This window comes from Actinomadura sp. NPDC049753 (assembly GCF_040674655.1).
Lineage (GTDB): Bacteria > Actinomycetota > Actinomycetes > Streptosporangiales > Streptosporangiaceae > Spirillospora > Spirillospora verrucosospora.
Genome location: NZ_JBFARL010000130.1, coordinates 1 through 24059, shown reverse-complemented (window position 1 = coordinate 24059; position 24059 = coordinate 1). Strand labels below are relative to the sequence as shown.

Sequence of the window (24059 nt, the reverse complement as noted above, 5' to 3'; positions counted from 1 at the left end):
CGCGGCCCCGGCCGCGCCGTCGCGGGACGCGGCGGCGGCCCTGGCGCGGGCGGTCAGCACGGCGACGAGCGCCGCGACCTCCTCCGGACCCGGGTCGCCGCGGACGACCCGGAGGAACGGCGTGCTGTCGGCGGTCACAAGATCTCCAACATTCCGGGCGTGTCCCCGCTAGAGCGGGATGTTCCCATGCTTCTTGGGCGGCAGGGTCTTGCGCTTCTCGCGCAGCGCCCGCAGCGCCCGCACCACCTGCCCGCGCGTCTCGGACGGCTTGATCACGTTGTCGATGTAGCCGCGGTCCGCCGCGATGTAGGGATTGGCGAGCGCGTCCTCGTACTCGGTGATCAGCTCGGCGCGGCGGGCGTCGGGGTCGTCCGCGGCGGCCAGCTCGCGCCGGTACAGGATGTTCACCGCGCCCTGCGCGCCCATCACGGCGATCTGCGCGGTCGGCCAGGCCAGGTTGATGTCGGCGCCGAGGTGCTTGGACCCCATGACGTCGTAGGCGCCGCCGTAGGCCTTGCGGGTGATGACCGTGACGAGCGGGACGGTGGCCTCGGCGTAGGCGTACAGGAGCTTCGCGCCGCGCCGGATGATCCCGTTCCACTCCTGGTCGGTGCCGGGCAGGAAGCCCGGGACGTCCACGAACGTCAGCACCGGGATGTTGAAGGCGTCGCACGTCCGGACGAACCGGGCGGCCTTCTCGGAGGCGTCGATGTCGAGCGTCCCGGCGAACTGCATCGGCTGGTTGGCGACGATGCCGACCGAGTGGCCCTCCACCCGGCCGAAGCCGACGATGATGTTGGGCGCGTACAGCGCCTGGACCTCCAGGAACTCGCCGTCGTCCAGCACGTGCTCGATGGCGGTGTGCATGTCGTACGGCTGGTTCGGCGAGTCGGGGATGAGGGAGTCGAGCTCCTCGTCCACCTCGGAGGGGTCGACGGGCACGTCGAACGCGGGCGCGTCCGAGAGGTTGTTCGACGGCAGGTACGACAGCAGCGCCTTGACGTACTCGATCGCGTCGTCCTCGTCCGACCCCTGGTAGTGGGCGACCCCGGAGCGCGAGTTGTGCGAGTGGGCGCCGCCGAGCTCCTCCATGGTCACCTCCTCGCCGGTGACCGTCTTGATGACGTCCGGCCCGGTGATGAACATGTGGGACGTCTGGTCCACCATGACGATGAAGTCGGTGATCGCGGGGGAGTACACGGCCCCGCCCGCGCACGGCCCCATGACCAGCGAGATCTGCGGGATGACGCCGGAGGCGTGCACGTTCCGCTTGAAGATCTCCGCGTACAGGCCGAGCGCGACCACGCCCTCCTGGATCCGCGCGCCGCCGGAGTCGTTGATGCCGATCACCGGGCAGCCGGTCGTGACCGCGTGGTCCATGACCTTGCAGATCTTCTCGCCGAAGACCTCGCCGAGGGAGCCGCCGGAGACGGTGAAGTCCTGGCTGAAGACCGCGACGGGACGTCCGTCCACCGTGCCGTACCCGGTGACGACGCCGTCGCCGTAGGGGCGGTTCTTCTCCATCCCGAAGTTGGTGGAGCGGTGCCGCGCCATCTCGTCGAACTCGACGAACGAGCCGGGGTCCAGGAGCGCGTCGATCCGCTCCCGGGCCGTCATCTTGCCCTTGGCGTGCTGCTTCTCCACGGCGCGCGCCGAGCCGGCGTGCACCGCCTCGTAACGGCGCCGTTCCAGATCCGCGATCTTTCCCGCCGTGGTGTGGATGTCGTAGTCCACCGGGGGTTCAGGGGCTTCCATCGCCATGCGCGCCAGGGTAACCGCCCGCTGATGCCGCGCACGCGGCCGGGGCCCGCTGACCGGGACGGACGCGGGCCCGCGGGAGGCGCGGGCCGGTGGGGAAGCGCCTCGCGGCCTCTCGTTACCCTTGGTCGGGTGGCTACGAAGACGCGAGACATCCTCCGGCAGGACATGCCCGAACCGCTGCGCCGCGACGTGCGGCTGCTCGGCGCCATGCTCGGCGACTCCCTCGTGGAGTACGGCGGCCCGGGGCTTCTGGACGACGTCGAGCGGCTCCGCCACGCGGTGATCGCGGCCCGCCGCGGCGAGACGGGCGGGGACGACGTCGCCGCCCTCGTCGACGGCTGGTCGCTGGAGCGCGCCGGGCAGGTCGCCCGCGCGTTCACCGTGTACTTCCACCTGACGAACCTGGCCGAGGAGCACCACCGCATCCGGACGCTCCGGGAGCGCGACACCGGCGGCGCCGTCGCCGGGTCCGTGGCCGCCGCGGTCGAGGAGATCCGCGCCGCGGGCGACGGCCGGCTCGACGCGGTCGTCGAGGGCCTGGAGTTCCGGCCGGTGTTCACCGCGCACCCCACCGAGGCCCGCCGCCGCGCGGTCGTCACCGCCATCCAGCGGATCAGCGACCTGCTGGCCCGGCTGAACGGCGACCCCGGCGCGAGCGAGCGCGAGGAGACCGAGCGCAGCCTCCGCGAGGAGATCGACCTGCTGTGGCGGACCGCGCTGCGCCGGGTCTCGCAGATGGACCCGCTGGACGAGGTCCGCACCGCGATGGCCGCGTTCGACGAGACGATCTTCCGGGTCGTCCCGCACGTCTACCGGTCCCTGGACCGCGCCCTGGACGGCGAGGGCTCCGGCGCCCGGCCGCCGAAGGCGCGCCCCTACCTGCGGTTCGGCAGCTGGATCGGCGGCGACCGCGACGGCAACCCCTACGTCACCGCGCAGGTCACCCGGGACGCCGTCATGATCCAGGCGGACCACGTCCTGCGCGCCCTGGAGGCGGCGTGCGCCCGGATCGGCCGGGAGCTGACCGTCCACGAGTCGACGACCCCGGCGTCCGGCGACCTGCTGAACGCCCTCGCCGCCGCCCGGACCGCCCACCCGCGGCTGCTCGGCGAGACGGCCAAGCGGTCGCCCGGGGAGCCGCACCGCCAGTTCCTCCTGCACGCCGCCGCCCGCATCTCCGCGACCCGCGAGCGCGACGCCGACCTCGCCTACGCCTCCCCGGAGGAGCTGCTCGCCGACCTGCGCGCCGTGCAGGACTCCCTCGCCGCCGCGGGCGCCCCCCGGCAGGCCTACGGGCGCGTCCAGCAGCTCATCTGGCAGGTCGAGACGTTCGGCTTCCACCTCGCCGAGCTGGAGATCCGCCAGCACTCCGAGCTGCACGAGAAGGCCCTCGCGGAGGTGCGCTCCGGAGGCCCGCGCTCGGAGATGACCGAGGAGATCCTGGAGACGCTCCGGGTCATCGCCTGGATCCAGCAGCGGTTCGGCGTCCGCGCCTGCCACCGCTACATCGTCTCCTTCACCCGCTCCGCCGAGGACATCGCCAACGTGCACGCCCTCGCCGAGACCCTCGGCGGCGGCGCCCCCGTCCTGGACGTGATCCCGCTGTTCGAGACCGGCGAGGACCTGGAGCGTGCGCCGTCCGTCCTCGACGGGATGCTGGAGATCCCGGCCGTGCGGCGCCGCCTGGAGGACACCGGCCGCCGCCTGGAGGTCATGCTCGGCTACTCCGACTCGGCCAAGCAGCTCGGCCCGACCAGCGCCACGCTGCGGCTCTACGACACGCAGGAGGCCCTCGCCGCGTGGGCGGCCCGGGGCGGCGTGAAGCTCACGCTGTTCCACGGCCGCGGCGGCTCCCTGGGCCGCGGCGGCGGACCCGCGAACCGGGCGATCCTGGCGCAGGCGCCGGGCTCGGTCGCGGGCCGCTTCAAGGTCACCGAGCAGGGCGAGGTCATCTTCGCCCGGTACGGCCACGCCGAGATCGCCAAGCGGCACGTCGAGCAGGTCACCAGCGCCGTCCTGCTCGCCTCGACCGACGCCGTCCAGGACCGCGCCCGCGAGGCGGCCGCCCGCTTCCGCCCCCTCGCCGACAAGATCAGCGAGGCGGCGAGGGCCGCCTTCCGGGCCCTCATCGAGACCGAGGACTTCGCCGTCTGGTTCGCCCGGGTCAGCCCCCTGGAGGAGATCGCCGAGCTGCGCATCGGCTCCCGCCCGGCCCGCCGCAAGGCCGCCCGCGGCCTGGAGGACCTGCGCGCCATCCCCTGGGTGTTCGCCTGGACGCAGACCCGCGTCAACCTCCCCGGCTGGTACGGCCTCGGCAGCGGCCTCGCCGCCGTCTCCGACGACGGCCGCGACGTCGCCGAGCTCCGCGAGGCCTACGAGGCGTGGCCGCTGTTCAACACCCTCCTCGACAACGCCGAGATGAGCCTCGCCAAGTCCGACCGGGCGATCGCCGAGCGCTACCTGGCCCTCGGCGAGCGCCCCGGGCTCTCCGAGACCGTCCTGACCGAGTACGACCGCACCCGCCGCCTCGTCCTGGCGGTCACCGGCCACGACCGCCTCCTGGAGAACCGCAGGGTCCTCTCCCGCGCGGTCGAGCTCCGCAACCCCTACGTGGACGCGCTCTCCCACCTCCAGCTGCGGGCCCTGAAGGCGCTGCGCGCGGGCGTGGAGGACGACGCGGAGCGCGCCCACCTGGAGGACCTGCTCCTGCTGTCGGTGAACGGCGTCGCCGCCGGCCTCCAGAACACGGGCTGACGTGTGCCTTCCCAGGGGGTCGCTCCCTGGGAGAATGGGCTCATGAGGTACGCGCTGCTCATCTGCGACGACGAGTCGGTCTCGCCGAGCAACGAGGAGCTGGCGGCCGATCCGGGGCACCGGGCGTGGCAGGCGGATCTGGACCGGCGCGGCGCCAAGCTCGTCGGCGCGCGGCTGCGGCCCGTGGCGGACGCGACCACGGTCCGGGTCCGCGACGGGGAGACCCTGGTCGCCGACGGGCCGTTCGCCGAGACCAAGGACTTCGTCGGCGGTCTGCTGATCATCGAGTGCGCGGACCTGGACGAGGCGATCGAGATCGCCGCCGGCCATCCCTACGCGCGCTGGGGCGGCGTCGAGATCCGCCCCCTCTGGGAATGACCGCGCCCGGCGAGCGCGTGCGGGCGGCCGTCGACGCGGCGTACCGGGACGAGTGGGGCCAGGTCGTCGCCACCCTGATCGCGGCCACCGGCGACTGGGACCTGGCGGAGGACTGCGCGCAGGACGCCTTCGCCGCCGCGCTGGCGAGCTGGCCCCGCGACGGCGTCCCGCGCCGCCCGGGCGCCTGGCTCACCACGGCGGCCCGCAACCGCGCGCTCGACCGGCTGCGCCGCGACGCGGCCAGCGCGGCCAAGCTGCGCCTGCTCGCGGCCGGCGGCGGCGGTGAGCCCGCGGAGGAGGACATCCCCGACGAGCGGCTCAGGCTGATCTTCACCTGCTGCCACCCGGCGCTGCCGTTCCCGGCCCGGGTCGCGCTCACCCTGCGCACGCTGGCCGGGCTGAGCACCGCCGAGATCGCCAGGGCGTTCCTGACCGCCGAACCCGCGATGGCGCAGCGCCTGGTCCGCGCGAAGCGCAAGATCCGGGAGGCGGGCATCCCGTACCGGGTCCCGGCGGCCGCGGATCTCCCGCGGCGCCTCGCCGCCGTCCTCGCGGTGCTCTACCTGATCTACAACGAGGGCTACGGCGAGGAGGGGCGGCGGGGGCCGGCGGCCGAGGCCGTCCACCTGGCGCGCGTGCTCGTCCGGCTGATGCCGGCCGAACCCGAGCCGCGAGGGCTGCTCGCGCTGATGCTGCTGCACGAGGCCCGCCGCCCCACCCGCACGGACGGCGGCGTCCTGGTCACCCTGGAGGACCAGGACAGGTCCCGATGGGACCGGGCGCTCATCGCCGAAGGCGTGGAGACGCTCGACCGGGCGGTCGCGATGCGGCGTCCGGGTCCCTACCAGGTGCAGGCCGCCATCGCCGCCTGCCACGCCACCGCGCCCGACGCGGCGGCCACCGACTGGCCGCAGATCGCGGCCCTGTACGGCGAGCTGGCCCGGCTGGCGCCGTCCCCGGTCGTGGACCTCAACCGCGCCGTGGCGGTCGCGATGACGGACGGCGTCCCGGCCGGCCTCGCCCTCGTCGACGAGCTCGCGGCGTCGGGGAGGCTCGCCGGCTACCACCTCCTGCCCGCGACCCGCGCCGACCTGCTCCGCCGCTCCGGCCGCGCCGCCGAGGCCGGAGCGGCGTACGAGGAGGCGCTGGAGCTCGCGCCCACCGAGCCCGAGCGCCGCTATCTGGCGCGCCGCCTCCGCGAACTCTGAGAAATTCTTCGCCGCGGGTGTCGATCCCGGCGGGCGCCCTTCGTCGGTGGGGTGACGGTCCACCGAGAGGAAGGGAAGCCATGAACTCCACGACGCCGATGCCCGAGGTGGTCGACCGGGCCGCCTGGCAGGCCGAACTGGACGCCCTGCGGGTGCGGGAGAAGGCCCACACCCGCGCGGGCGACGCGATCGCGGCGGCGCGGCGGCGGCTGCCGATGGTGGAGGTGGACGCCTCGGCGCCCCTGACCGGCCCGGACGGCCCCGTCACGCTGCTGGACGCCTTCGAGGGCCGCCGCCAGCTGATCGCGTACTACATGATGTGGTCCACCGGTCGGCCCGCCGCCGAGCAGTGCGACGGCTGCACGTACTTCAACGGCCAGGTCAGGGAGCTGTCCAACCTGCACGCCGCCGGCATCACCTACGCCACGCTGTGCCAGGGCCCCTACGAGGAGAGCGTCCGGTACCGCGACTTCATGGGCTGGGAGATGCCCTGGTACTCCGCCCAGGACTCCGCCGGGACCCTGCTCGCCGGCCGCCGGGCCGGCATGTTCCACCTGGTCTTCTACCTGCGGGACGGCGACCGCGTCTTCGAGACCTACTGGACGAACGGCCGCGGCGTCGAGGCCATGGACATCGCCTACTCGCTCATGGACATGTCCGTCTACGGGCGCCAGGAGGACTGGGAGGACTCACCCGAAGGCTGGCCGCGCGAAGGGTCGGTCGACGGCGGCTTCTTCCGCACCGACGGCCGCCCGACGGCCCAGTGGCCCCGCCTGAAGGCAGGCCGCTCCGACGCCCTGACCTAGAACCTCAGCCGGGCCAGACGGGCTTGCGCTTCTCGTTGAAGGCGGCGATGCCCTCGCGGCGGTCGGCGGAGAAGGCGACGGTGCGCCAGGCGTTCTCTTCGAGGTCGAGGGCGGCTTCCAGGGCGGTGCCGCCGCCCTGGCGCATCGCGCGCTTGGCGGCGCGGACGGCGGTGGGGGAGTTGCCGGCGATGACCGCGGCGATGCCGAGGGCCTCCTCGCGGGCGGTGCCCGCGGGGACCCGGCGGTCGGCGAGGCCGTAGGCGAGGGCCTCCTCGATGCCGAGGCGGCGGCCGGTGAAGACCAGGTCGGCGGCCTTGCCGGGGCCGAGGCGGCGCAGCGCGAGCTGGGTTCCGCCGCCGCCGGGCACGAGGCCGACGCCCACCTCGGGGAGGCCGAACACGGCCGACTCGTCCGCGACGATGATGTCGGCGGACAGCGCGAACTCGCAGCCGCCGCCGAGGGCGTAGCCGTGCACGGCCGCGACCACCGGCTGCGGGAGGTTCAGGACGCCGCCGAACGCGGCGCGGAAGACGGGGCGCTGCGCGAGGATCTCCTCGTCGCTCATCGCGTTGCGCTCCTTGAGGTCGGCGCCCACGCAGAACGCCTTCTCCCCGGCGGCGCTGAGGACCACGGCGCGGACCGACGCGTCCGCCGCGACCTCGGCGCACACGTCCGCGAGGCGCCGGGCCATCGCGGTCGACAGCGCGTTGAGGGCCTCGGGCCGGTCCAGCACGATCTCCGCGACGTGCCCGTCGCGCCGCAGCGTCACACCATCCAGCGTCGCACCATCCATAGGGGGCACCCTAACGAGCGAGGCCGCCGCGCCCGGACGCCGGTCCCAAGATCGAATTCGTGATGGGGTTGGATTGGTGGTGTGAGCGACTCACGGTATGGGGATCTCGGCCGGCCGCCGTTGCACGAGGCGGCGCTGCGGCGCGCGCTCGTGCGGGAGGGCGGGTTGTGGCGGGACGTCCGCGTGGTGGAGGAGACCGGGTCCACCAACGCCGACCTCGCGGAGCGGGCGCGGGAGGGCGCGCCGGAGGGGACGGTGCTGGTCACCGAGCTGCAGACGGCGGGCCGCGGGCGGCTCGGGCGGACCTGGACGGCGCCGCCGCGGTCGGGGCTGATGTTCTCGATGCTGCTGCGTCCCCGCGTGCCGGTGGCGCGGTTCGCGTGGGCGTCGCTGCTGACCGGCGTCGCGGTCGCCACCGCCCTCCGCCGGATGACCGCCTGGTCTCAGGCGGGGGAGGGGTTCCTCGGCGCCGGCGGCGAGGGCGGTGAGAGAGGCGACACCGCGGTGGACGTGCGCCTCAAGTGGCCGAACGACGTGCTGGTCGGGGACCGCAAGCTCGCCGGGATCCTCGCCGAGATGGTCGACGGCGGGCTCGTGGTCGGGGTCGGGCTGAACGTGGGGCTGCGCGAGGAGGAACTGCCGGTGCCGACCGCGACGTCCCTCGCGATCGAGGGTGCGCCGCTCAGCGACCGGGCGCCGCTGCTGCGGGCGATCCTGCGCGAGTTCGGCACCTGGTACCAGGAGTGGACGGCGCTCGGCGGCGATCCGGAGAGCAGCGGGCTGCGCACCGCGTACCGGGACCTGTGCGCGACCCTCGGCCGCGAGGTGCGGGTGGAGATGCCCGGCGGCGAGCGGCTGACCGGGACGGCGCGGGACGTGGACGAGGAGGGCCGCCTCGTGGTGGCCGGACCGGCCGGCGACACGGCGGTCAGTGCGGGCGATGTGGTGCACGTCCGGTGAACGGGACGAGGCGATCCGGCATCCGCCCGTTGACGTTGATGCTGATCTGCGACGATATGTGCGGGTACCGATTCACGACGCCGCCGCCACGGCCCACGGCGGCCGCGGACTGAGGGGCGGATGATGGCGGCCGGATTGCCGGATCCGAAGGAGATCGAAGAGCTCCTGCTGGGCGGCGAGCTGCGGTACAACCGCGTCGAGGCCGTCCGGCTGTCCGGCGTGTCCCGGGACTTCGCCGGACGGATCTGGCGGGCGTTCGGCTATCCGTCGATGCCCGACGAGACGATCGCCTACACCGAGGGCGACGTGGCGGCGCTGGACCGTCTCCGCAGGCTCGTCGACGACGGGATCCTCGACGAGGACGGCGTGATCCGGCTGGTCAGGGCGTTCGGCCAGACCATGACGAGGCTCGCCGAATGGCAGGTCAACCTGCTGCGCAGCATGCTGACGCAGGACCTGACCGAGACGCCGTCCGCGCAGGCGGTGGACACGGTGGTGGACATCGCCGAGAAGCACATCGGCGACTTCGAGCCGCTGGTCCTGCACGCCTGGCGGCGGCAGCTCGCGGCCGCGGGGACGCGGGCGCTGGCCGCGGCGGCGAGCCGGGAGAACGGCGATTCGGCGGGCCGGCCGATGACCACGGTCGGGTTCGCGGACATGGTCTCCTTCACCCAGGTCAGCCGGGAGCTGGAGGAGATCGAGCTCGCCCGCGTCGTGGAGTGGTTCGAGGAGACCGCCGCGGACATCATCGCCTCCTGCGGCGGCCGGCTGGTGAAGACGCTCGGCGACGAGGTGCTGTTCAGCGCGGCGACGCCGGAGATCGGCGCGGAGATCGCGCTGACGGTGGCGGCGGCGATCCAGGACGAGACCGAAGTCCCGGACGTGCGGGTCGGCGTCGCCCACGGGCCCGTCCTGCCGCTGATGGGCGACGTGTTCGGCACGACCGTGAACCTCGCGGCCCGGCTCACCTCGCTCGCCCGGCCGGGCGCGGTGGTGATCGACGCGGAGCTGGCGGCGTGCCTGGAGAAGGCGCCGGGCTACGAGGTCACGCGGATCGTCAAGCGCCCGGTCCGCGGTCTCGGCATCATCCAGCCGTACGTGCTGCGCAGGAGCGGCGGGCGGGCGCCGTAGGGCTCACACGGGGCTCGGGCCGCCCTCGCCGGGCGATTCGGTGAGGCGCTGCAGGTAGTTCTGCTCGCCGAGGGCCTGGACGAGGCTCAGCTCGGTCTCCAGGTAGTCGATGTGCTCCTCCTCGTCGGCGAGGATGTCCTCGAAGATCCGTGCGGAGGTGACGTCGCCGCGCGAGCGCATCAGCTCGATGCCGGGCCGCAGCCGGGCCACGGCCTCCATCTCGATCTCCAGGTCCGCCTTGAGCTGCTCGACGATCGTCTGCCCGATGCGCAGGGTGCCGAGCTTCTGGTAGTTCGGCAGGCCCTCCAGGAACAGGATCCGGTCGGTGAGCCGCTCCGCGTGCCGCATCTCGTCGAAGGACTCGTCGCGGGTGTGCTTGGCGATGCGGGTGAAGCCCCAGTTCTCCTGCATCTTGGAGTGCAGGAAGTACTGGTTGATCGCCGTGAGCTCGGCGGTGAGCTGCTCGTTCAGCAGAGCGATGATGTCGTTGTCGCCTTCCATGGCCCCATGCTTCCATGCCGGGCCGGATCCGGGACAGTACCTAATCGCACACAGTGCGTTCCTGTATTGGAACGGAACGTAAGGGAGCGGTCTGCTCAGGCGGCGGTCGTGGACGCGGGGTCGTTGCCGCCGAGCAGGGCGTCCGCCAGGGCCGTGGAGGCGCGGTACTCGCTGACCATCGTGTGGATGCGTTTGGTGCACAGACCGCAGCCCGGCTTGAAGCCGCAGGCCGCCTTGACGGCCTTGGCCGTCGTGCAACCGCTCGCCATGCAGCCGTGAACGTCGTCCTCGGTGACGGCGTTGCAGATGCAGACGTACATTCCGGTGGGAGACCTTCCGTGCGGCTCGTCCTCTTCGCAGAGTGCCCCACCGGCGCCGGTTAGGGCGTCCTCATTAAGGTAAGGCTCCCCTAACGTAACCCACGGATGTCCGTTCTGGCCAGTGGGGTCCCGATCGGTGTGATCCATCCCCCAGAGGGAAGGGCTCCCGGGGTGCGGCCCCCGGTACGTGCGCGCTCGGGCGCCCGGCGCCGCACCCTACGAAGGGCGGACCAATTGGCTCAGGTTTGGCCGGGTGACGCCTACCCCCTGGGGGCCCGGTTCGACGGCGCGGGGACGAACTTCGCCGTCTTCTCCGAGGTGGCCGAGAAGGTGGAGCTGTGCCTGTTCGACGGACCCGCGGGCGACGGTGAGGAGACGCGGCTGACGCTGCCGGAGGTGGACGCCTTCGTGTGGCACGGCTACCTGCCGGGCGTCATGCCGGGCCGCCGGTACGGGTTCCGGGTGCACGGGCCGTACGATCCGCCGCGCGGCCTGCGCTGCAACCCCTCGAAGCTGCTGCTCGACCCGTACGCCCAGGCCGTCGAAGGCCAGGTCGACTGGGACGAGGCGTGCTTCGGATACAACTTCGGAGACCCCTGGTCGCGCAACGACGCCGACTCGGCGCGCCACACGATGCGGTCGGTGGTCGTCAGCCCCTACTTCGACTGGGGGGACGACCGCCCGCCCCGCACCCCCTACCACGAGACGGTGATCTACGAGGCGCACGTCAAGGGGCTCACCGCCCGGCATCCGGACATCCCGCCGGCGATGCGCGGCACGTACGCGGCGCTCGGCCATCCGGTGATCACGGACCATCTGCGCTCGATCGGGGTGACGGCGGTCGAGTTGATGCCCGTCCACCAGTTCGTCCACGACGACGCGCTGACGAGCCGCGGGCTGCGCAACTACTGGGGCTACAACACCATCGGCTTCTTCGCGCCGCACAACGAGTACTCCTCGTCCGGCCAGCGCGGCGAGCAGGTGCTGGAGTTCAAGGCGATGGTGAAGTCGCTGCACGAGGCCGGGATCGAGGTGATCCTGGACGTCGTCTACAACCACACCGCCGAGGGCAACCACCTCGGGCCGACGCTGTCGTTCCGCGGCATCGACAACGCCTCGTACTACCGGCTCACGGAGGACGACGGCCGCTACTACATGGACACCACGGGCACCGGCAACAGCCTGCTGATGCGCAGCCCCCACGTCCTGCAGCTGATCATGGACTCGCTGCGGTTCTGGGTGACCGAGATGCACGTGGACGGGTTCCGCTTCGACCTCGCCGCGACGCTGGCCCGCGAGCTGCACGCGGTGGACCGGCTGTCGGCGTTCTTCGACCTCGTCCAGCAGGACCCGGTGGTCTCGCAGGTCAAGCTGATCGCCGAGCCGTGGGACGTGGGGGAGGGCGGCTACCAGGTCGGCAACTTCCCGCCGCTGTGGACGGAATGGAACGGCCAGTACCGGGACACGACGCGCGACTACTGGCGCGGGCAGCCGGGCACGCTGCCCGACTTCGCCTCCCGGCTGACGGGCTCGTCCGACCTGTACGCCGACGACGGCCGCCGCCCCATCGCCTCGATCAACTTCGTGACCTGCCATGACGGCTTCACGCTGCACGACCTCGTCTCCTACGACGGCAAGCACAACGAGGCCAACGGGGAGGGGAACCGGGACGGCACCGACGACAACCGGTCGTGGAACTGCGGCCACGAGGGCGAGACCGACGACCTCGACATCATCTCGCTGCGCGAGCGGCAGAAGCGCAACTTCCTGACCACCCTGTTCCTGTCGCAGGGCGTGCCGATGCTCCTGCACGGCGACGAGATAGGGCGGACGCAGGGGGGCAACAACAACGCCTACTGCCAGGACAGCGAGCTGTCGTGGGTCGACTGGACGGGCCTGCGCGACGACACGTTCTTCGACGAGCGCGGCCCGCTGCTCGACTTCGTCCGCCGCCTGTCGGCACTGCGCACCGAGCATCCGGTGTTCCGGCGGCGGCGCTTCTTCAGCGGCGGCGACGAGAGCTCCCGGCGCACCCGCGCGGGAGCGAGACCCGAGGATCTGCCCGACCTCGTCTGGTTCACGCCCGGCGGGGCGGAGATGACCGGCCGCGACTGGTCCGCCGGCTTCAACAAGTCGCTGACCGTGTTCCTGAACGGCGACGCGATCGGCGAACCGGACCGGCGCGGACGGCAGGTCAGGGACGCCTCGTTCCTGCTGCTGATCAACGCCCATGACGGGGACCTGCCGTTCGCGCTTCCGCCCGTGCTGTACGGGCAGATGTGGATAAAGGTGCTCGACACCGCCGATCCGCTGCTCGCCGAGGAGGAGTCGCCCGTCGTGAAGTCCCGCGAGAACGTGCCGGTCGCCGCCCGGTCCATCCAGGTCATGCGCCGGGTCTGAGGCGGGGGTACGAGATGGAGGCCGAGCCCGCCCCCGAGGAACCGATGCCCGTCACCGAACCCCCCGAGGAAACCGTGTCCGAGGACCACAGGCCCGAACGGGCGGAGACATCCGAACGCGTGGACCGCGGCGTCCCGGAGGAGGACGCCCTCGCCGCGCCGCCGACCGGCACCTACCGCCTCCAGCTCCGAGGAACGCCCGAGGCGCACTTCGGGTTCGCCGACGCCGCGGCGCTGGCCCCCTACCTGGCGGCCCTCGGCGTGTCGCACGTCTACCTGTCGCCGGTCCTGCAGGCCGCGCCGGGCTCCACGCACGGCTACGACGTCGTCGACCACGCCCGGCTGTCGGAGGAGCTGGGCGGGCCGGAGGCGTTCGGCGCCATGGTGACCCGGTTCCGGGCGCACGGGCTCCGGGTGCTGGTGGACGTCGTCCCGAACCACATGGCGATCCCGGAGCCGGCCGGGCTGAACCTGCCCTTCGCCGACGTCCTGGCGGAGGGGCCGCGGTCGCGGTTCGCCGGGTGGTTCGACGTCGACTGGGAGGCCGGCGGCGGGCGGCTCGTCCCGCCCGGCGAGGGCGAGCCCAACTACCGGCGCTTCTTCGACATCTCCGGCCTGATCGGGCTGCGGCAGGAGGACGCGGAGGTCTTCGAGCGCACGCACGCGCTGCTGCTGAACCTGGTCAGGGACGGCCTGGTGGACGGGCTGCGCGTCGACCATCCCGACGGGCTCGCCGACCCGCGCGGCTACCTGCGGCGGCTCGCCGAGGCCGCGCCGGACCGCTGGCTGCTCGTCGAGAAGATCACTGAGGGGGAGGAGCGGCTGCCGCCGGACTGGCCGTGCGCGGGCACCACCGGCTACGACGCGCTCGGCATGATCGGCGGGCTGTTCCTCGACCCCGCGGGGGAGAGGCCGCTGACCGACTACTACGTGTCGCTCACGGGCAACCCGGCCTCCTTCGAGGAGGTCGAGCGCGACGCCCGGACGCACGCCGCCGAGCACGGCCTCAAGCCCGAGATCGAGCGGCTCCAGCGCGTCCTCGCCCGGGTCGTGGGCGAGCGCCGTCCGGGCCTGGAGAGGGCACTGGTCGAACTGCTGGTCTCCATGCCCGTCTACCGCGCGTACGTCGTGCCCGGGGAGGACGCTCCCCAGCAGGCCGTGGACGTCGTGAACGAGGCCGCCCGCCGTGCGCGCGCGCACCTGCCGGAGGACATGCACGGCGACCTCGACGTCATCGTGGACCTGGCCCTGGGGCGCGGTGAGCGCACCGACGCCGAGTTCATCGTGCGGTTCCAGCAGACCTCGTCCCCGCTCGCCGCCAAGGGCGTGGAGGACACGGCGTTCTACCGCTGGAACCGGATGGCCGCGCTGAACGAGGTGGGCGGCGCGCCGGGCCGGTTCAGCGTCGGGCAGCCGGACTTCCACGCGTTCTGCATCCGGCTTGCCCGCGACTGGCCGTTGACGATGACGACGCTGTCCACGCACGACACCAAGCGCGAGGAGGACGTGCGGGCCTGGCTGGCGGTGTTGTCGGAACTGCCCGCGGATTGGGCCGAATCGGTGGACCGGTGGCGGAACTGGGGTCCCGGCACATCACCCCTGGAACCGGACCTGGAATACCTGTTCTGGCAGACGCTCGTGGGTGCGTGGCCGCTCACCATCGGAAGGCTGGAGGAGTTCCTCACCAAGGCGATGCGCGAGGCCAAGACGCGCACTTCCTGGGCCGAACAGGACTCCGGCTATGAGGAGGCCGTCCTGGAGTACGCGCGCGCCGTCCTGGCCGATCCGGACCTGGTGACCGACATGACGTCGTTCGTCGCGAAGCTGGCCCCGTACGCGCGCGTGAACACGCTCGGGCAGAAGCTCGTCCAGCTGGCGATGCCGGGCGTCCCGGACGTCTACCAGGGATGTGAGATGACGGGCCTGTCGCTGGTCGACCCCGACAACCGGCGGCCGGTCGACTACGGGCGGCGCCGCGAGCACCTGTTCCGGCTCGACACCGGGCGGCAGCCGAAGGAGGTGGACGACGAGAAGCTGCTGGTCACGTCCCGGGCGCTGCGGCTGCGCCGGTCCCATCCGGAGTGGTTCGGGCCCGGTTCCCGGCACGAGCCGATCACCGCGCGCGGGCCCGCCGCCGACCACGTCGTGGGGTTCGCCCGGGGCGAGGCCGTCGCGCTCGCCACCCGGCTCCCCGTGGGGCTGGAGAGCCGCGGGGGCTGGAAGGGGACGCGCGTGGACGTCCGCCGTCAGGGCTGGCGGGACGTCCTGACCGGCTGCACGCACATGGGCCCGATCCTGGACGCCACGCGCGTGTTCGAGCACCTTCCCGTCGCGCTGCTCGTCCCCCGGGTGATCGATCGGTGAGCGCGCGTTTCGAGGTGTGGGCCCCGGCCGCCGGCCGCGTGGACGTCGAGGCGGGCGGCGTCCGGTACGCCATGGAACCGCGGTCCTCCGATTCGGGGCCTTCCGGATGGTGGGAGGCCGTGGTCCCGGACGCCTCCCACGGCACCGACTACGGGTTCGTCCTGGACGGGGCGGACGAAGTGCTGCCCGACCCGCGTTCGCCCTGGCAGCCCGACGGCGTCCACGGTCAGAGCCGCGTCTACGACCACGGACGGTTCGCCTGGACCGACCGGCACTGGCACGGCCGCCCGCTCGCCGGAAGCGTCCTGTACGAGATGCACGTGGGCACGTTCACGCCCGAAGGCACGTTCGCCGCTGCGATCGAACGTCTCGACCACTTGGCGGCACTCGGCATCGACGCCGTGGAACTGCTGCCGGTCGCGTCCTTCCCCGGCCGTCACGGCTGGGGTTATGACGGTGTTCACCTTTGGGCGCCGCACGAGCCCTATGGCGGGCCGGACGGTCTGAAGCGTTTCGTGGACGCCGCCCATGCGCGCGGTCTGGCCGTAGTGCTGGACGTCGTCTACAACCATCTGGGACCGGACGGGAATCGCCTGGGAAGCTTCGGCCCCTACTTCACGAGCGCCCATGCCACCCCGTGGGGCGACGCCGTGAACTTCGACCAGGAAGGGTCGGACGAGGTTCGCGCGTTCGCCGTCCAGAACGCCATGATGTGGTTGCGCGACTACCACCTGGACGGGCTGCGCCTCGACGCCGTCCATGCCATCAACGACCACGGCGCGGTGCATCTCTTGGAAGAGATGGGACGCGCCGTGGCTGCGCTTTCGGCCCACCTCGGCCGGGAACTGTTCCTCATCGCCGAATCGGACCTGAACGACCCGCGCCTGGTGACGTCCAGAGAAGCGGGCGGGTACGGGCTGGACGCCCAGTGGAGCGACGACTTCCACCACGCCCTGCACGCCGCGCTCACCGGTGAGAGGCAGGGCTACTACTGCGACTTCGGCTCTCTGGAAACCCTGAAGAAGGCCTTCACCAGAGCCTTCGTGCACGACGGCACCATGTCGACCTATAGGGGACGGCATCACGGCCGACCTGTGAATGTCCGGGAGACGCCCGCGCACAGGTTCCTCGGTTTCCTGCAGAACCACGACCAGGTGGGCAACCGCGCGGCGGGCGACCGCATCGGCGCCCTTCTGCCGTCCCCCGGCCTGCTCAAAGTCGGCGCGGCGCTGCTCCTGCTCTCGCCTTTCACGCCCATGCTCTTCATGGGTGAGGAATGGGGCGCCACGACCCCGTGGTGCTACTTCACCGACCACCAGGACCCGGAGCTGGCGCGCGCGGTCAGCGAGGGGCGGCGGCGCGAGTTCTCCCGGCACGGCTGGAGCGGCGAGGTCCCCGATCCACAGGCTGTGGAAACTTTCCGCCGGTCCGTCCTCGACTGGGCCGAACCGGACCGGCCGCCGCACGCCGACCTGCTCGGATGGCACCGCGACCTGATCGCGCTGCGCCGCTCCCGGCCGGAGTTGAACGATCCCCGGCTGACCGCGACGACGGTCGAGACGCACGACGGGGCGCCCGGCGAAACGGACGACGGGGCGGACGACGTCGCGGCGCGGTGGCTGACCGTGCGGCGCGGCTCGGTGTGCGTGGCGGCGAACCTCGGTGACCGGCCCGTCCTGGTTCCGGTGCCCGGTTCCGGCGAGGCCGCCCCAGGGCTGCTGATCGCGTCAGATCCGGCGATTCGCCTTGACCCGGTCGGACTCGGCGATTCCGGAACGGCCTCGGTGGTGCTGCCGGGCGCCTCGGTCGCGGTCCTCGACCTGGCCGGGGTCCCCGCACTGCGGGCGTGATGCGGCCTACATCCCGATCGCGACTGAAAAATGGTGATCGTTGATGTACTACGAGTGGCAAACCGCAGGTCAAGAGCGCGGCGGTAGCCGAGCAAAGGTCAAGTTTGGTCATACGATCGGTTCATGACCTCAGTACTGCTCGCCGAGGACGACACGTCCATCTCCGAGCCTCTCGCCCGCGCGCTGCGTCGCGAGGGGTACACCGTCGAAGTCAGCCCCGACGGCCCTCAGGCGCTGGAGCGGGCGCTCGGGGGCGGCGTGGACCTGATCGTCCTCGATCTCGGCCTTCCCGAGCTGGACGGCCTTGAGGTGGCCCGCCGGGTGCGGGCCGAGGGGCACGGCGTGCCCATCCTGATCCTGACCGCCCGTGCCGACGAAGTCGACACCGTCGTCGGGCTGGACGCGGGCGCGGACGACTATGTGACCAAGCCGTTCCGGCTGGCGGAGCTGCTCGCGCGGGTGCGCGCTCTGCTGCGCCGGGGCAGCACCGAGACTCCGATCGTCCAGGGGGTGCGGATCGACGCCGAGTCGCGCCGCGCCTGGATGGGCGACCAGGAGCTGCAGCTCACCACCAAGGAGTTCGACCTGCTGCGCGTCCTCGTGCGGGACGCGGGCAAGGTCGTGACCCGCGAACAGATCATGCGCGAGGTGTGGGACACCAACTGGTGGGGTTCCACCAAGACCCTCGACATGCATATTTCCTGGCTGCGCCGCAAGCTCGGCGACGACGCCGGCAGTCCCCGCTACATCACCACGGTGCGGGGCGTCGGCTTCCGGTTCGAGCGCGGCGACTAGCTCCGGCCGCCGCGGCCCGGCGGGACGCCGGGGGCCTTCCCGAGAGGCCCCCGGGGCGCGTGCCGCACGGTCCGCGGCCCCACCCCTGAAGGAGCCCAGATGAGGCGCCGACTGCTCCTGTCGACGCTCGCGGTGGCGGTGGTCGCGCTGCTCCTGCTCGGCATACCCCTCGCCTACGCCGCGCACAAGCTCGTCTACGAGGAGGCCGGCCGGTCGCTCGACCGGGAGGCGTCCTCGATCGCCGGCGGCGTGGGATACAGCCTGGAGGCGCGCCAGCCGGTGACCCCCGCGGTCCTCGCCCGGGAGTACCCGGGCCGGCACGTCTCGATCACGCTGCCGGACGGCCGGACGCTTACCGCCGGTCCGCAGCGGCGCGGTCGCGTCCTGTCGGCGACGGCGGCGCAGGGCCGCGTCCGGGTGCGGGTGTCGCGCCCGGAGGCACAGGTCCGCGACGCCGCGCTGCGGCTGCTCCTGCTCGTCGGCAGCCTGGCCCTGCTCGGCGTGGCCGTCACGGTCGGCCTGGCGATGGTGCAGGCCCGCAGGCTGACGCTGCCGCTGGTCGACCTCGCCGAGACCGCCGACCGGCTCGGCAGCGGCAACGCCCGGCCCCGCCCGCGCCGCTACGGCATCCCCGAGGTCGACCGGGTCGCCGAGGTGTTGGACCGCAGCGCCGTCCGCATCACCGATCTGCTGGTCGCCAGCCGCGAGTTCGCGGCCGACGCGAGCCACCAGCTCCGCACCCCGCTCACCGCGCTGTCGATGCGCCTGGAAGAGATGATCGACGCCGCCGACTACCCCGACGTCGTCCGGGAGGAGGGGGCGGCGGCGGTCGCGCAGGCCGAGCGGCTCGTCGCGGTCGTCGAGCAGCTGCTCGCCCGCGCCCGGCACGACCGCACCGGCGGCGCGGTGCCGTCCCCCATCGACGAGATCATCGCGCAGCAGGTCGAGGAGTGGCGGCCGAGCTTCCGCAAGGCCGGACGGGACGTGCGGATCATCGGCGAGCAGGGCCTGGTCGGCATGACCCATCCCGAGGGCCTCTCCCAGATCGTGGCCACGCTCCTGGAGAACTCGCTGACGCACGGCGCCGGCACCGTGACCATCCACACCAAACCGGGCGCGAGCTCGGTGGTGGTCGAGGTCGGCGACGAGGGCGAGGGGATCCCGTCGGAGCTGGAGCCCCGCATCTTCGAGCGCAGCGTCTCCGGCGGCCGCGGCACCGGCCTCGGCCTCTACCTGGCCCGCTCGCTGGCGGTGGTGGACGGCGGGCGCCTGGAGCTGATCCAGTCACGTCCCGCGGTCTTCGGGGTCTTCCTGCGCCAGGCCGCCGAGGTCCGGCTGGCCGCCGAACGCGTGGTCATGGGCCCTGCCTGAGGTTCCGGCGCCGGTCAGATCTCGGCGTAGTCCTCGGCCGTCCGGTCGAGGGGGCGCCGCAGCCGGGGCGCGCGGCCCGGGGCGGCGCCGGTGGCGCGGGTCGCGCCGGGGCCCTCGGCGGCGGGCTCGGCGGAGGGGGCCTCCGGCAGCCCGGACGCTGGGTCGACGTGCGGGGCGCTCGCCGGCAGGAACACCCACTTCTTGTAGGACCAGAAGCGGAACAGCGTCGCCACGGCGGTGCCGATGACCAGCGCGATGTTGTAGAAGACGGCGCCGTCCAGCCCGAGGACGTAGTGCGAGAAGCCGATGAACAGCTCGGTGATCACCAGGCCGACGCCGTTCAGCGCGAAGAACAGCACGTACTCGCGGCCGAGGCCGGTGCGGTCGCGGTGCCGGAACGTCCAGTAGCGGTTGGCCAGGTAGGAGAACGTCGTCGCGACCACCGTGGCGACGCCGTTGGACGTGAGCGGGCCCACCCCCAGGCCGGTGTGCAGGCCGTTGCCGATCGCGAACGTGATGACGAATGCGATGGCGCCCACGCTGCCGAACTGGGCCAGTTCGCGCATGAGGTGCGCGAACCGCCGGTGGATTCTGGCGACCAGGCTCACGAAGGGAAACCGTCCTTCCGGGCTTGCACTGCGGGGCACGGCGGGCGGCCGGCGACTACGGGGGAGGCACCACGAGGATAGACGTCCGTGGCCCCCGGGACGCCGGAACATGAACGGTACGCGCTCACCCCCGGTCCGTGCCCATTGCCGGGCCTCCCACACACCGCCGGTGCTCCCCGCGCGCCCTCTCCCCCCACCCCTTCGACCTCCCCTACGCTTGTTCGACGCGGGTGCCGCGTGGTTCGTTCGCCCCGCCCGCCCGATAGCCTTTCGACGTGAAGGTTCGTGAGATGCCCGTGGTCGGGATGGCGGGCGGAGGGCAGCTCGCAAGGATGACCCAGCAGGCCGCGATCGCGCTCGGCGTGTCGCTGCGCGTGCTCGCCGGTGCGCCGGACGAGTCGGCGGCCAAAGTCGTCTCGGACGTGCGGGTCGGCAACGACCGCGCCCTCGACGACCTGCTGGCCTTCGCCCAGGGCTGCGACGTGGTGACGTTCGACCACGAGCACGTCCCGGGGCCGCACATCCAGAAGCTGGAGGCCACCGGCGTCCCGTGCCGGCCCGGGTCGGCCGCCCTCGCCCACGCCCAGGACAAGCTCGTCATGCGCGAACGCCTGAGCGAGCTCGGCGTTCCCTGCCCCGCCTACGCGCCCGTCCCGTCGCCCGATCCGCGGGCGTTCCTGGAGGCGTTCGGCCGCGAGCACGGCTGGCCGCTGGTCCTGAAGTCCACGCGCGGCGGCTACGACGGCAAGGGCGTCTGGGTCGTCGGCGACCTCGCGGAGGCCCAGGTCGCCGAGCGGCTGCAGGCCGAGGGCGTCGACCTGATGGTGGAGCAGCACGTCGCCTTCGGCCGCGAGCTGGCCGCGCTCGTCGCCCGCTCCCCCTACGGGCAGGGCGCCGCGTACCCGATCGTGGAGACCGTCCAGGAGGGCGGCATCTGCACCGAGGTGATCTCGCCCGCGCCCGGCCTGCCGAAGGACCTCGCCGCCGAGGCGCAGAGCCTCGCCCTGCGCGTCGCCGAGGAGCTGGGCGTCGTCGGCCTCCTCGCCGTCGAGCTCTTCGAGACGGACGGAGGGCTGCTGGTGAACGAGCTGGCGATGCGCCCGCACAACTCCGGGCACTGGACCATCGAGGGCGCCCGGACGTCGCAGTTCGAGCAGCACCTGCGGGCCGTCCTCGACCTGCCGCTCGGCTCCACCGAGCCCACCGCCCCGTACACGGTCATGGCCAACGTCCTCGGCGGCGACGACCCGGACGTGTACCCCCGCTACATCCACGTGATGGCCCACGACCCGGGCGTCAAGGTGCACATGTACGGCAAGGAGTCCCGCCCCGGACGCAAGATCGGCCACGTGACCGCGCTCGGCGCCGACCTCGCCGAGGTCCGCGAGCGCGCCCGGCACGCCGCCGACTACCTGCGCTGGGGCCCCGCCATGAAAGATCATGCTCGATGAGGGCCCGTGCGGTGAGCGAGTTCGAGGAGGAGGCGCGCGTGAGCGACCCGGTCGTCGGCGTGGTGATGGGGAGCGACTCGGACTGGCCCGTGATGGAGGGCGCCGCGAGGGCGCTCGAAGAGTTCGGCGTCCCCTACGAGGCCGACGTGGTGTCCGCGCACCGCATGCCGCACGACATGATCGCCTACGGGGAGGACGCGGCGGCCCGCGGCCTCCGCGTGATCATCGCGGGGGCGGGCGGCGCCGCGCACCTGCCGGGCATGCTGGCCTCGGTGACGCCGCTGCCGGTGATCGGCGTGCCCGTCCCGCTGAAGTACCTCGACGGGATGGACTCGCTGCTCTCGATCGTGCAGATGCCCGCGGGCGTCCCCGTCGCGACGGTGGCGGTCGGCGCGGCCCGCAACGCCGGGCTGCTGGCCGTCCGGATCCTGGCCGCGTACGACGACGACCTGCGGGCCAAGATGGCGGTGTTCCAGCGGCACCTCTACGGGGAGGCCAAGGCGAAGGGCGCTCGGCTGCGAGAGCGGCTCTGAGGGACGCCCGCCGCCGCGCGGCGGCGGGTCGTCCAGGCGCCGGTCAGCGCCGCAGGGCCCACTCGACGGCGGGGCAGCGGTCCATGACGACGTCGAGCCCGGCGTCCCTGGCGCGCCGGGCCGCCGCCTCGTCGATCACCTGGAGCGGCAGCCACACCGCCTTCGCGCCCGCGGCGATCGCCTCGTCCACCGCCCGCCCGGCGTGCTCGGCGCGGCGGTAGACGCCCACCACGTCCACCTCGGAGGCGTCCGGGACGTCGGCGAGGGAGGCGTACCCCTTCTCGCCGAGCACCTCGCGCGCCTCCGGGTGCACGGGGATGATCCGCTTCCCGCGCTGCTGCATCAGCCGGGCCTGGGTGTGGACCTCCCGCTCCGGGTTGTCCCCGAGGCCGACGAAGGCCCACGTCCTCGACTCGTTCAGCAGGCGGCGGATCACGGCCGGGTCGGCGAAGTCAGCACTCATGCCCGCGACAACACCGCCCGCGGCCGCTTTAGTTCCGCGTCAGTCCCGCGTCACGGGCGCCCCAGGGCCCGGTAGTTCCACCCGGCCGCGCGCCACCGCTCGGGGTCGAGCGCGTTGCGCCCGTCCACGATGTTGCGCTCCGCCACGGCCCCGGCGACCGTGGCCGGGTCCATGTCGCGGAACTCCGCCCACTCGGTCAGCAGCAGGACGGCGTGCGCGTCCTGGACGGCCGACATCGCCGACTCGCCGTACTCCAGCGTCGGCTGGGCGCGGCGCGCGTTGCGCATGGCCTGCGGGTCGTAGACGGTCACCCGGGCGCCCTGGGCGCGGATGGAGGCGGCCACGTCCAGCGCGGGCGAGTCGCGCACGTCGTCGGAGTTCGGCTTGAACGCGGCGCCGAGGACGCCGACCGTCCGCCCGGCGAAGGAGCCGCCGAGCAGCTGGCGGGCGAGGTCCACCATCCGGATCCGGCGCCGGATGTTGATCTCGTCGACCTCGCGCAGGAAGGTCAGCGCCTGGTCGGCGCCGAGCTCGCCCGCCCGGGCCATGAACGCCCGGATGTCCTTCGGCAGGCAGCCGCCGCCGAACCCCAGCCCCGGGCCGAGGAACTTGCCGCCGATCCGGTCGTCGTAGGACAGCGCCTCCGAGAGCTTCGTCACGTCCGCGTGCGCGGCCTCGCAGACCTCCGCCATCGCGTTGATGAACGAGATCTTGGTGGCGAGGAACGCGTTCGCCGACACCTTGACCAGCTCGGCGGTGGGGAAGTCGGCGGTGATGAAGGGCGTCCCCTCGGCGATCATCGTCCGGTAGACCTCGCGGAGCACCTTCTCGGCGTGCTCGGCGGCGCCCGGCTCGGCGGGCAGCCCGGCCACGATCCGGTCGGGGTGCATGGTGTCCTGGACGGCGAAGCCCTCGCGCAGGAACTCGGGGTTCCAGGCGAGCACGGCGTCGCCGCCCGCCGGCGCCGCCTTGGCGAGCGCCTCGCCGAGCCGCGCGGCGGTCCCGACCGGCACGGTCGACTTGCCGACGACCAGGCAGGGCCGCTCCAGCAGCGGCGCCAGCGACGCGATCGCGCCGTCGACGTAGGTCAGGTCGGCCGCGTACTCCCCGGCCTTCTGCGGGGTCCCCACGCACAGGAAGTGGACGTCGCCGAACTCCGCGACCTCCTCGTAGGACGTGGTGAAGCGCAGCCGCCCGGTCTCCAGTCCCCTGCGCAGCACGGGTTCGAGCCCCGGCTCGTACACGGGCAGGTCGCCGGCCGAGAGCCGCGCGATCTTCTCCTCGTCCACGTCGAGACCCAGCACCTCGAAACCCAGGTCGGCCATGCACGCCGCGTGGGTCGCGCCGAGGTAACCGGTTCCGATGACCGTCAGCCGGTGGGACAAGGCCTGCTCCTCTCCGTTCGCTGCCGCCGACTAGCGGCCTTACTGGACACGTGCCCGCTGCGGGCGGGTACCCGCGTCGGCCGCCACTGCCTACTGGCCGGTAGCATCGGCGCCATGAGTGCTGACTTTCCCACGTACGCGCCGTCTGAGGAGCATGAGCTGCTGCGGAGTTCGGTGCGTGAGCTGGCCGAGGCCAAGATCGCTCCTTTCGCGGCGGAGGTGGATGAG

The 24059-nt window shown here is 72.8% G+C and carries 22 protein-coding genes; 14 read left to right on the top strand and 8 right to left on the bottom strand.

Annotated elements, in window-relative coordinates:
* On the bottom strand, nucleotides 1–138 hold a 138-nt coding region (locus AB0K37_RS27885), incomplete at its 3' end, for an acyl-CoA carboxylase subunit epsilon (protein WP_363985986.1).
* Between the two features lie 30 nt (nucleotides 139–168).
* Entirely contained in the window at nucleotides 169–1761 is a 1593-nt protein-coding gene (locus AB0K37_RS27880) for an acyl-CoA carboxylase subunit beta (RefSeq protein WP_363985981.1), read from the bottom strand.
* 165 nt (nucleotides 1762–1926) lie between these two features.
* Between AB0K37_RS27880 and AB0K37_RS27875 the strand changes: the two genes are divergently transcribed.
* The 4 genes from AB0K37_RS27875 to AB0K37_RS27860 all read left to right on the top strand — a co-directional run bounded on the left by AB0K37_RS27875 (nucleotide 1927) and on the right by AB0K37_RS27860 (nucleotide 6907).
* The gene (locus tag AB0K37_RS27875; RefSeq protein WP_363985985.1) at nucleotides 1927–4515 is read left to right on the top strand and encodes a phosphoenolpyruvate carboxylase; all 2589 of its coding nucleotides are present in this window, start codon (nucleotides 1927–1929) and stop codon (nucleotides 4513–4515) included.
* A 42-nt stretch (nucleotides 4516–4557) separates the two neighbouring features.
* Complete coding sequence (locus AB0K37_RS27870; RefSeq protein WP_363985980.1) at nucleotides 4558–4893, top strand: YciI family protein; 336 nt, start codon at nucleotides 4558–4560, stop codon at nucleotides 4891–4893.
* Nucleotides 4890–6101: a DUF6596 domain-containing protein gene (locus AB0K37_RS27865; RefSeq protein WP_363985979.1), complete on the top strand. Its 1212-nt coding sequence runs from the start codon at nucleotides 4890–4892 to the stop codon at nucleotides 6099–6101. The genes AB0K37_RS27870 and AB0K37_RS27865 overlap by 4 nt, the downstream gene beginning before the upstream one ends.
* 80 nt (nucleotides 6102–6181) lie before the next feature.
* Nucleotides 6182–6907: a DUF899 family protein gene (locus AB0K37_RS27860; protein WP_363985978.1), complete on the top strand. Its 726-nt coding sequence runs from the start codon at nucleotides 6182–6184 to the stop codon at nucleotides 6905–6907.
* A 4-nt stretch (nucleotides 6908–6911) separates the two neighbouring features.
* Here the strand turns inward: AB0K37_RS27860 and AB0K37_RS27855 are convergent, their stop codons facing one another.
* Nucleotides 6912–7700 carry an enoyl-CoA hydratase-related protein gene (locus AB0K37_RS27855; RefSeq protein ID WP_363985977.1) on the bottom strand — a complete coding sequence of 263 codons (789 nt, stop codon included), beginning with the start codon at nucleotides 7698–7700 and terminating at the stop codon, nucleotides 6912–6914.
* A gap of 81 nt (nucleotides 7701–7781) precedes the next feature.
* Here AB0K37_RS27855 and AB0K37_RS27850 point away from each other — a divergent pair, with 81 nt between their 5' ends.
* Nucleotides 7782–8660, top strand: coding sequence for a biotin--[acetyl-CoA-carboxylase] ligase (locus tag AB0K37_RS27850; protein ID WP_363985976.1), 879 nt, complete (start codon nucleotides 7782–7784; stop codon nucleotides 8658–8660).
* A gap of 123 nt (nucleotides 8661–8783) precedes the next feature.
* The gene (locus AB0K37_RS27845; protein WP_363985975.1) at nucleotides 8784–9791 is read left to right on the top strand and encodes an adenylate/guanylate cyclase domain-containing protein; all 1008 of its coding nucleotides are present in this window, start codon (nucleotides 8784–8786) and stop codon (nucleotides 9789–9791) included.
* A 3-nt stretch (nucleotides 9792–9794) separates the two neighbouring features.
* Here AB0K37_RS27845 and bfr read toward each other — a convergent pair whose 3' ends face one another.
* The gene (bfr, locus tag AB0K37_RS27840) at nucleotides 9795–10292 is read right to left on the bottom strand and encodes a bacterioferritin (protein ID WP_363985974.1); all 498 of its coding nucleotides are present in this window, start codon (nucleotides 10290–10292) and stop codon (nucleotides 9795–9797) included.
* 95 nt (nucleotides 10293–10387) lie between these two features.
* Complete coding sequence (locus tag AB0K37_RS27835) at nucleotides 10388–10612, bottom strand: (2Fe-2S)-binding protein (protein ID WP_345187280.1); 225 nt, start codon at nucleotides 10610–10612, stop codon at nucleotides 10388–10390.
* A 234-nt stretch (nucleotides 10613–10846) separates the two neighbouring features.
* On the opposite strand from AB0K37_RS27835, the gene glgX reads away from it, so the two are divergent.
* The 5 genes from glgX to AB0K37_RS27810 all read left to right on the top strand — a co-directional run bounded on the left by glgX (nucleotide 10847) and on the right by AB0K37_RS27810 (nucleotide 19391).
* On the top strand, nucleotides 10847–13012 hold the full coding sequence (glgX, locus tag AB0K37_RS27830; RefSeq protein ID WP_363985973.1) for a glycogen debranching protein GlgX: 2166 nt from the start codon (nucleotides 10847–10849) through the stop codon (nucleotides 13010–13012).
* 74 nt (nucleotides 13013–13086) lie between these two features.
* Nucleotides 13087–15375, top strand: coding sequence for a malto-oligosyltrehalose synthase (gene treY / locus AB0K37_RS27825; protein ID WP_363985972.1), 2289 nt, complete (start codon nucleotides 13087–13089; stop codon nucleotides 15373–15375).
* Nucleotides 15372–17225, top strand: a complete 1854-nt coding sequence (treZ, locus tag AB0K37_RS27820; RefSeq protein ID WP_363985971.1) for a malto-oligosyltrehalose trehalohydrolase — start codon at nucleotides 15372–15374, stop codon at nucleotides 17223–17225. The genes treY and treZ overlap by 4 nt, the downstream gene beginning before the upstream one ends.
* A gap of 123 nt (nucleotides 17226–17348) precedes the next feature.
* On the top strand, nucleotides 17349–18020 hold the full coding sequence (locus tag AB0K37_RS27815; RefSeq protein WP_019629095.1) for a response regulator transcription factor: 672 nt from the start codon (nucleotides 17349–17351) through the stop codon (nucleotides 18018–18020).
* Nucleotides 18021–18119: 99 nt separating this feature from the next.
* Nucleotides 18120–19391: an ATP-binding protein gene (locus AB0K37_RS27810; RefSeq protein ID WP_345187269.1), complete on the top strand. Its 1272-nt coding sequence runs from the start codon at nucleotides 18120–18122 to the stop codon at nucleotides 19389–19391.
* Nucleotides 19392–19405: 14 nt separating this feature from the next.
* Here AB0K37_RS27810 and AB0K37_RS27805 read toward each other — a convergent pair whose 3' ends face one another.
* A complete protein-coding gene (locus AB0K37_RS27805) occupies nucleotides 19406–19999 on the bottom strand; it encodes a GtrA family protein (RefSeq protein WP_363985970.1) in 594 nt (197 codons plus the stop codon).
* A gap of 290 nt (nucleotides 20000–20289) precedes the next feature.
* Here AB0K37_RS27805 and AB0K37_RS27800 point away from each other — a divergent pair, with 290 nt between their 5' ends.
* Nucleotides 20290–21450, top strand: coding sequence for a 5-(carboxyamino)imidazole ribonucleotide synthase (locus AB0K37_RS27800; protein WP_363985984.1), 1161 nt, complete (start codon nucleotides 20290–20292; stop codon nucleotides 21448–21450).
* 65 nt (nucleotides 21451–21515) lie between these two features.
* Nucleotides 21516–21983, top strand: a complete 468-nt coding sequence (gene purE / locus AB0K37_RS27795) for a 5-(carboxyamino)imidazole ribonucleotide mutase (protein WP_363985983.1) — start codon at nucleotides 21516–21518, stop codon at nucleotides 21981–21983.
* 43 nt (nucleotides 21984–22026) lie between these two features.
* Here purE and AB0K37_RS27790 read toward each other — a convergent pair whose 3' ends face one another.
* Both AB0K37_RS27790 and AB0K37_RS27785 read right to left on the bottom strand, forming a co-directional pair.
* A complete protein-coding gene (locus AB0K37_RS27790) occupies nucleotides 22027–22446 on the bottom strand; it encodes a CoA-binding protein (protein WP_363985969.1) in 420 nt (139 codons plus the stop codon).
* Between the two features lie 50 nt (nucleotides 22447–22496).
* Nucleotides 22497–23831, bottom strand: a complete 1335-nt coding sequence (locus AB0K37_RS27785; RefSeq protein WP_353835109.1) for a nucleotide sugar dehydrogenase — start codon at nucleotides 23829–23831, stop codon at nucleotides 22497–22499.
* A 114-nt stretch (nucleotides 23832–23945) separates the two neighbouring features.
* Between AB0K37_RS27785 and AB0K37_RS27780 the strand changes: the two genes are divergently transcribed.
* The coding region (locus tag AB0K37_RS27780; RefSeq protein WP_363985982.1) for an acyl-CoA dehydrogenase family protein at nucleotides 23946–24059 on the top strand (114 nt) is incomplete at its 3' end.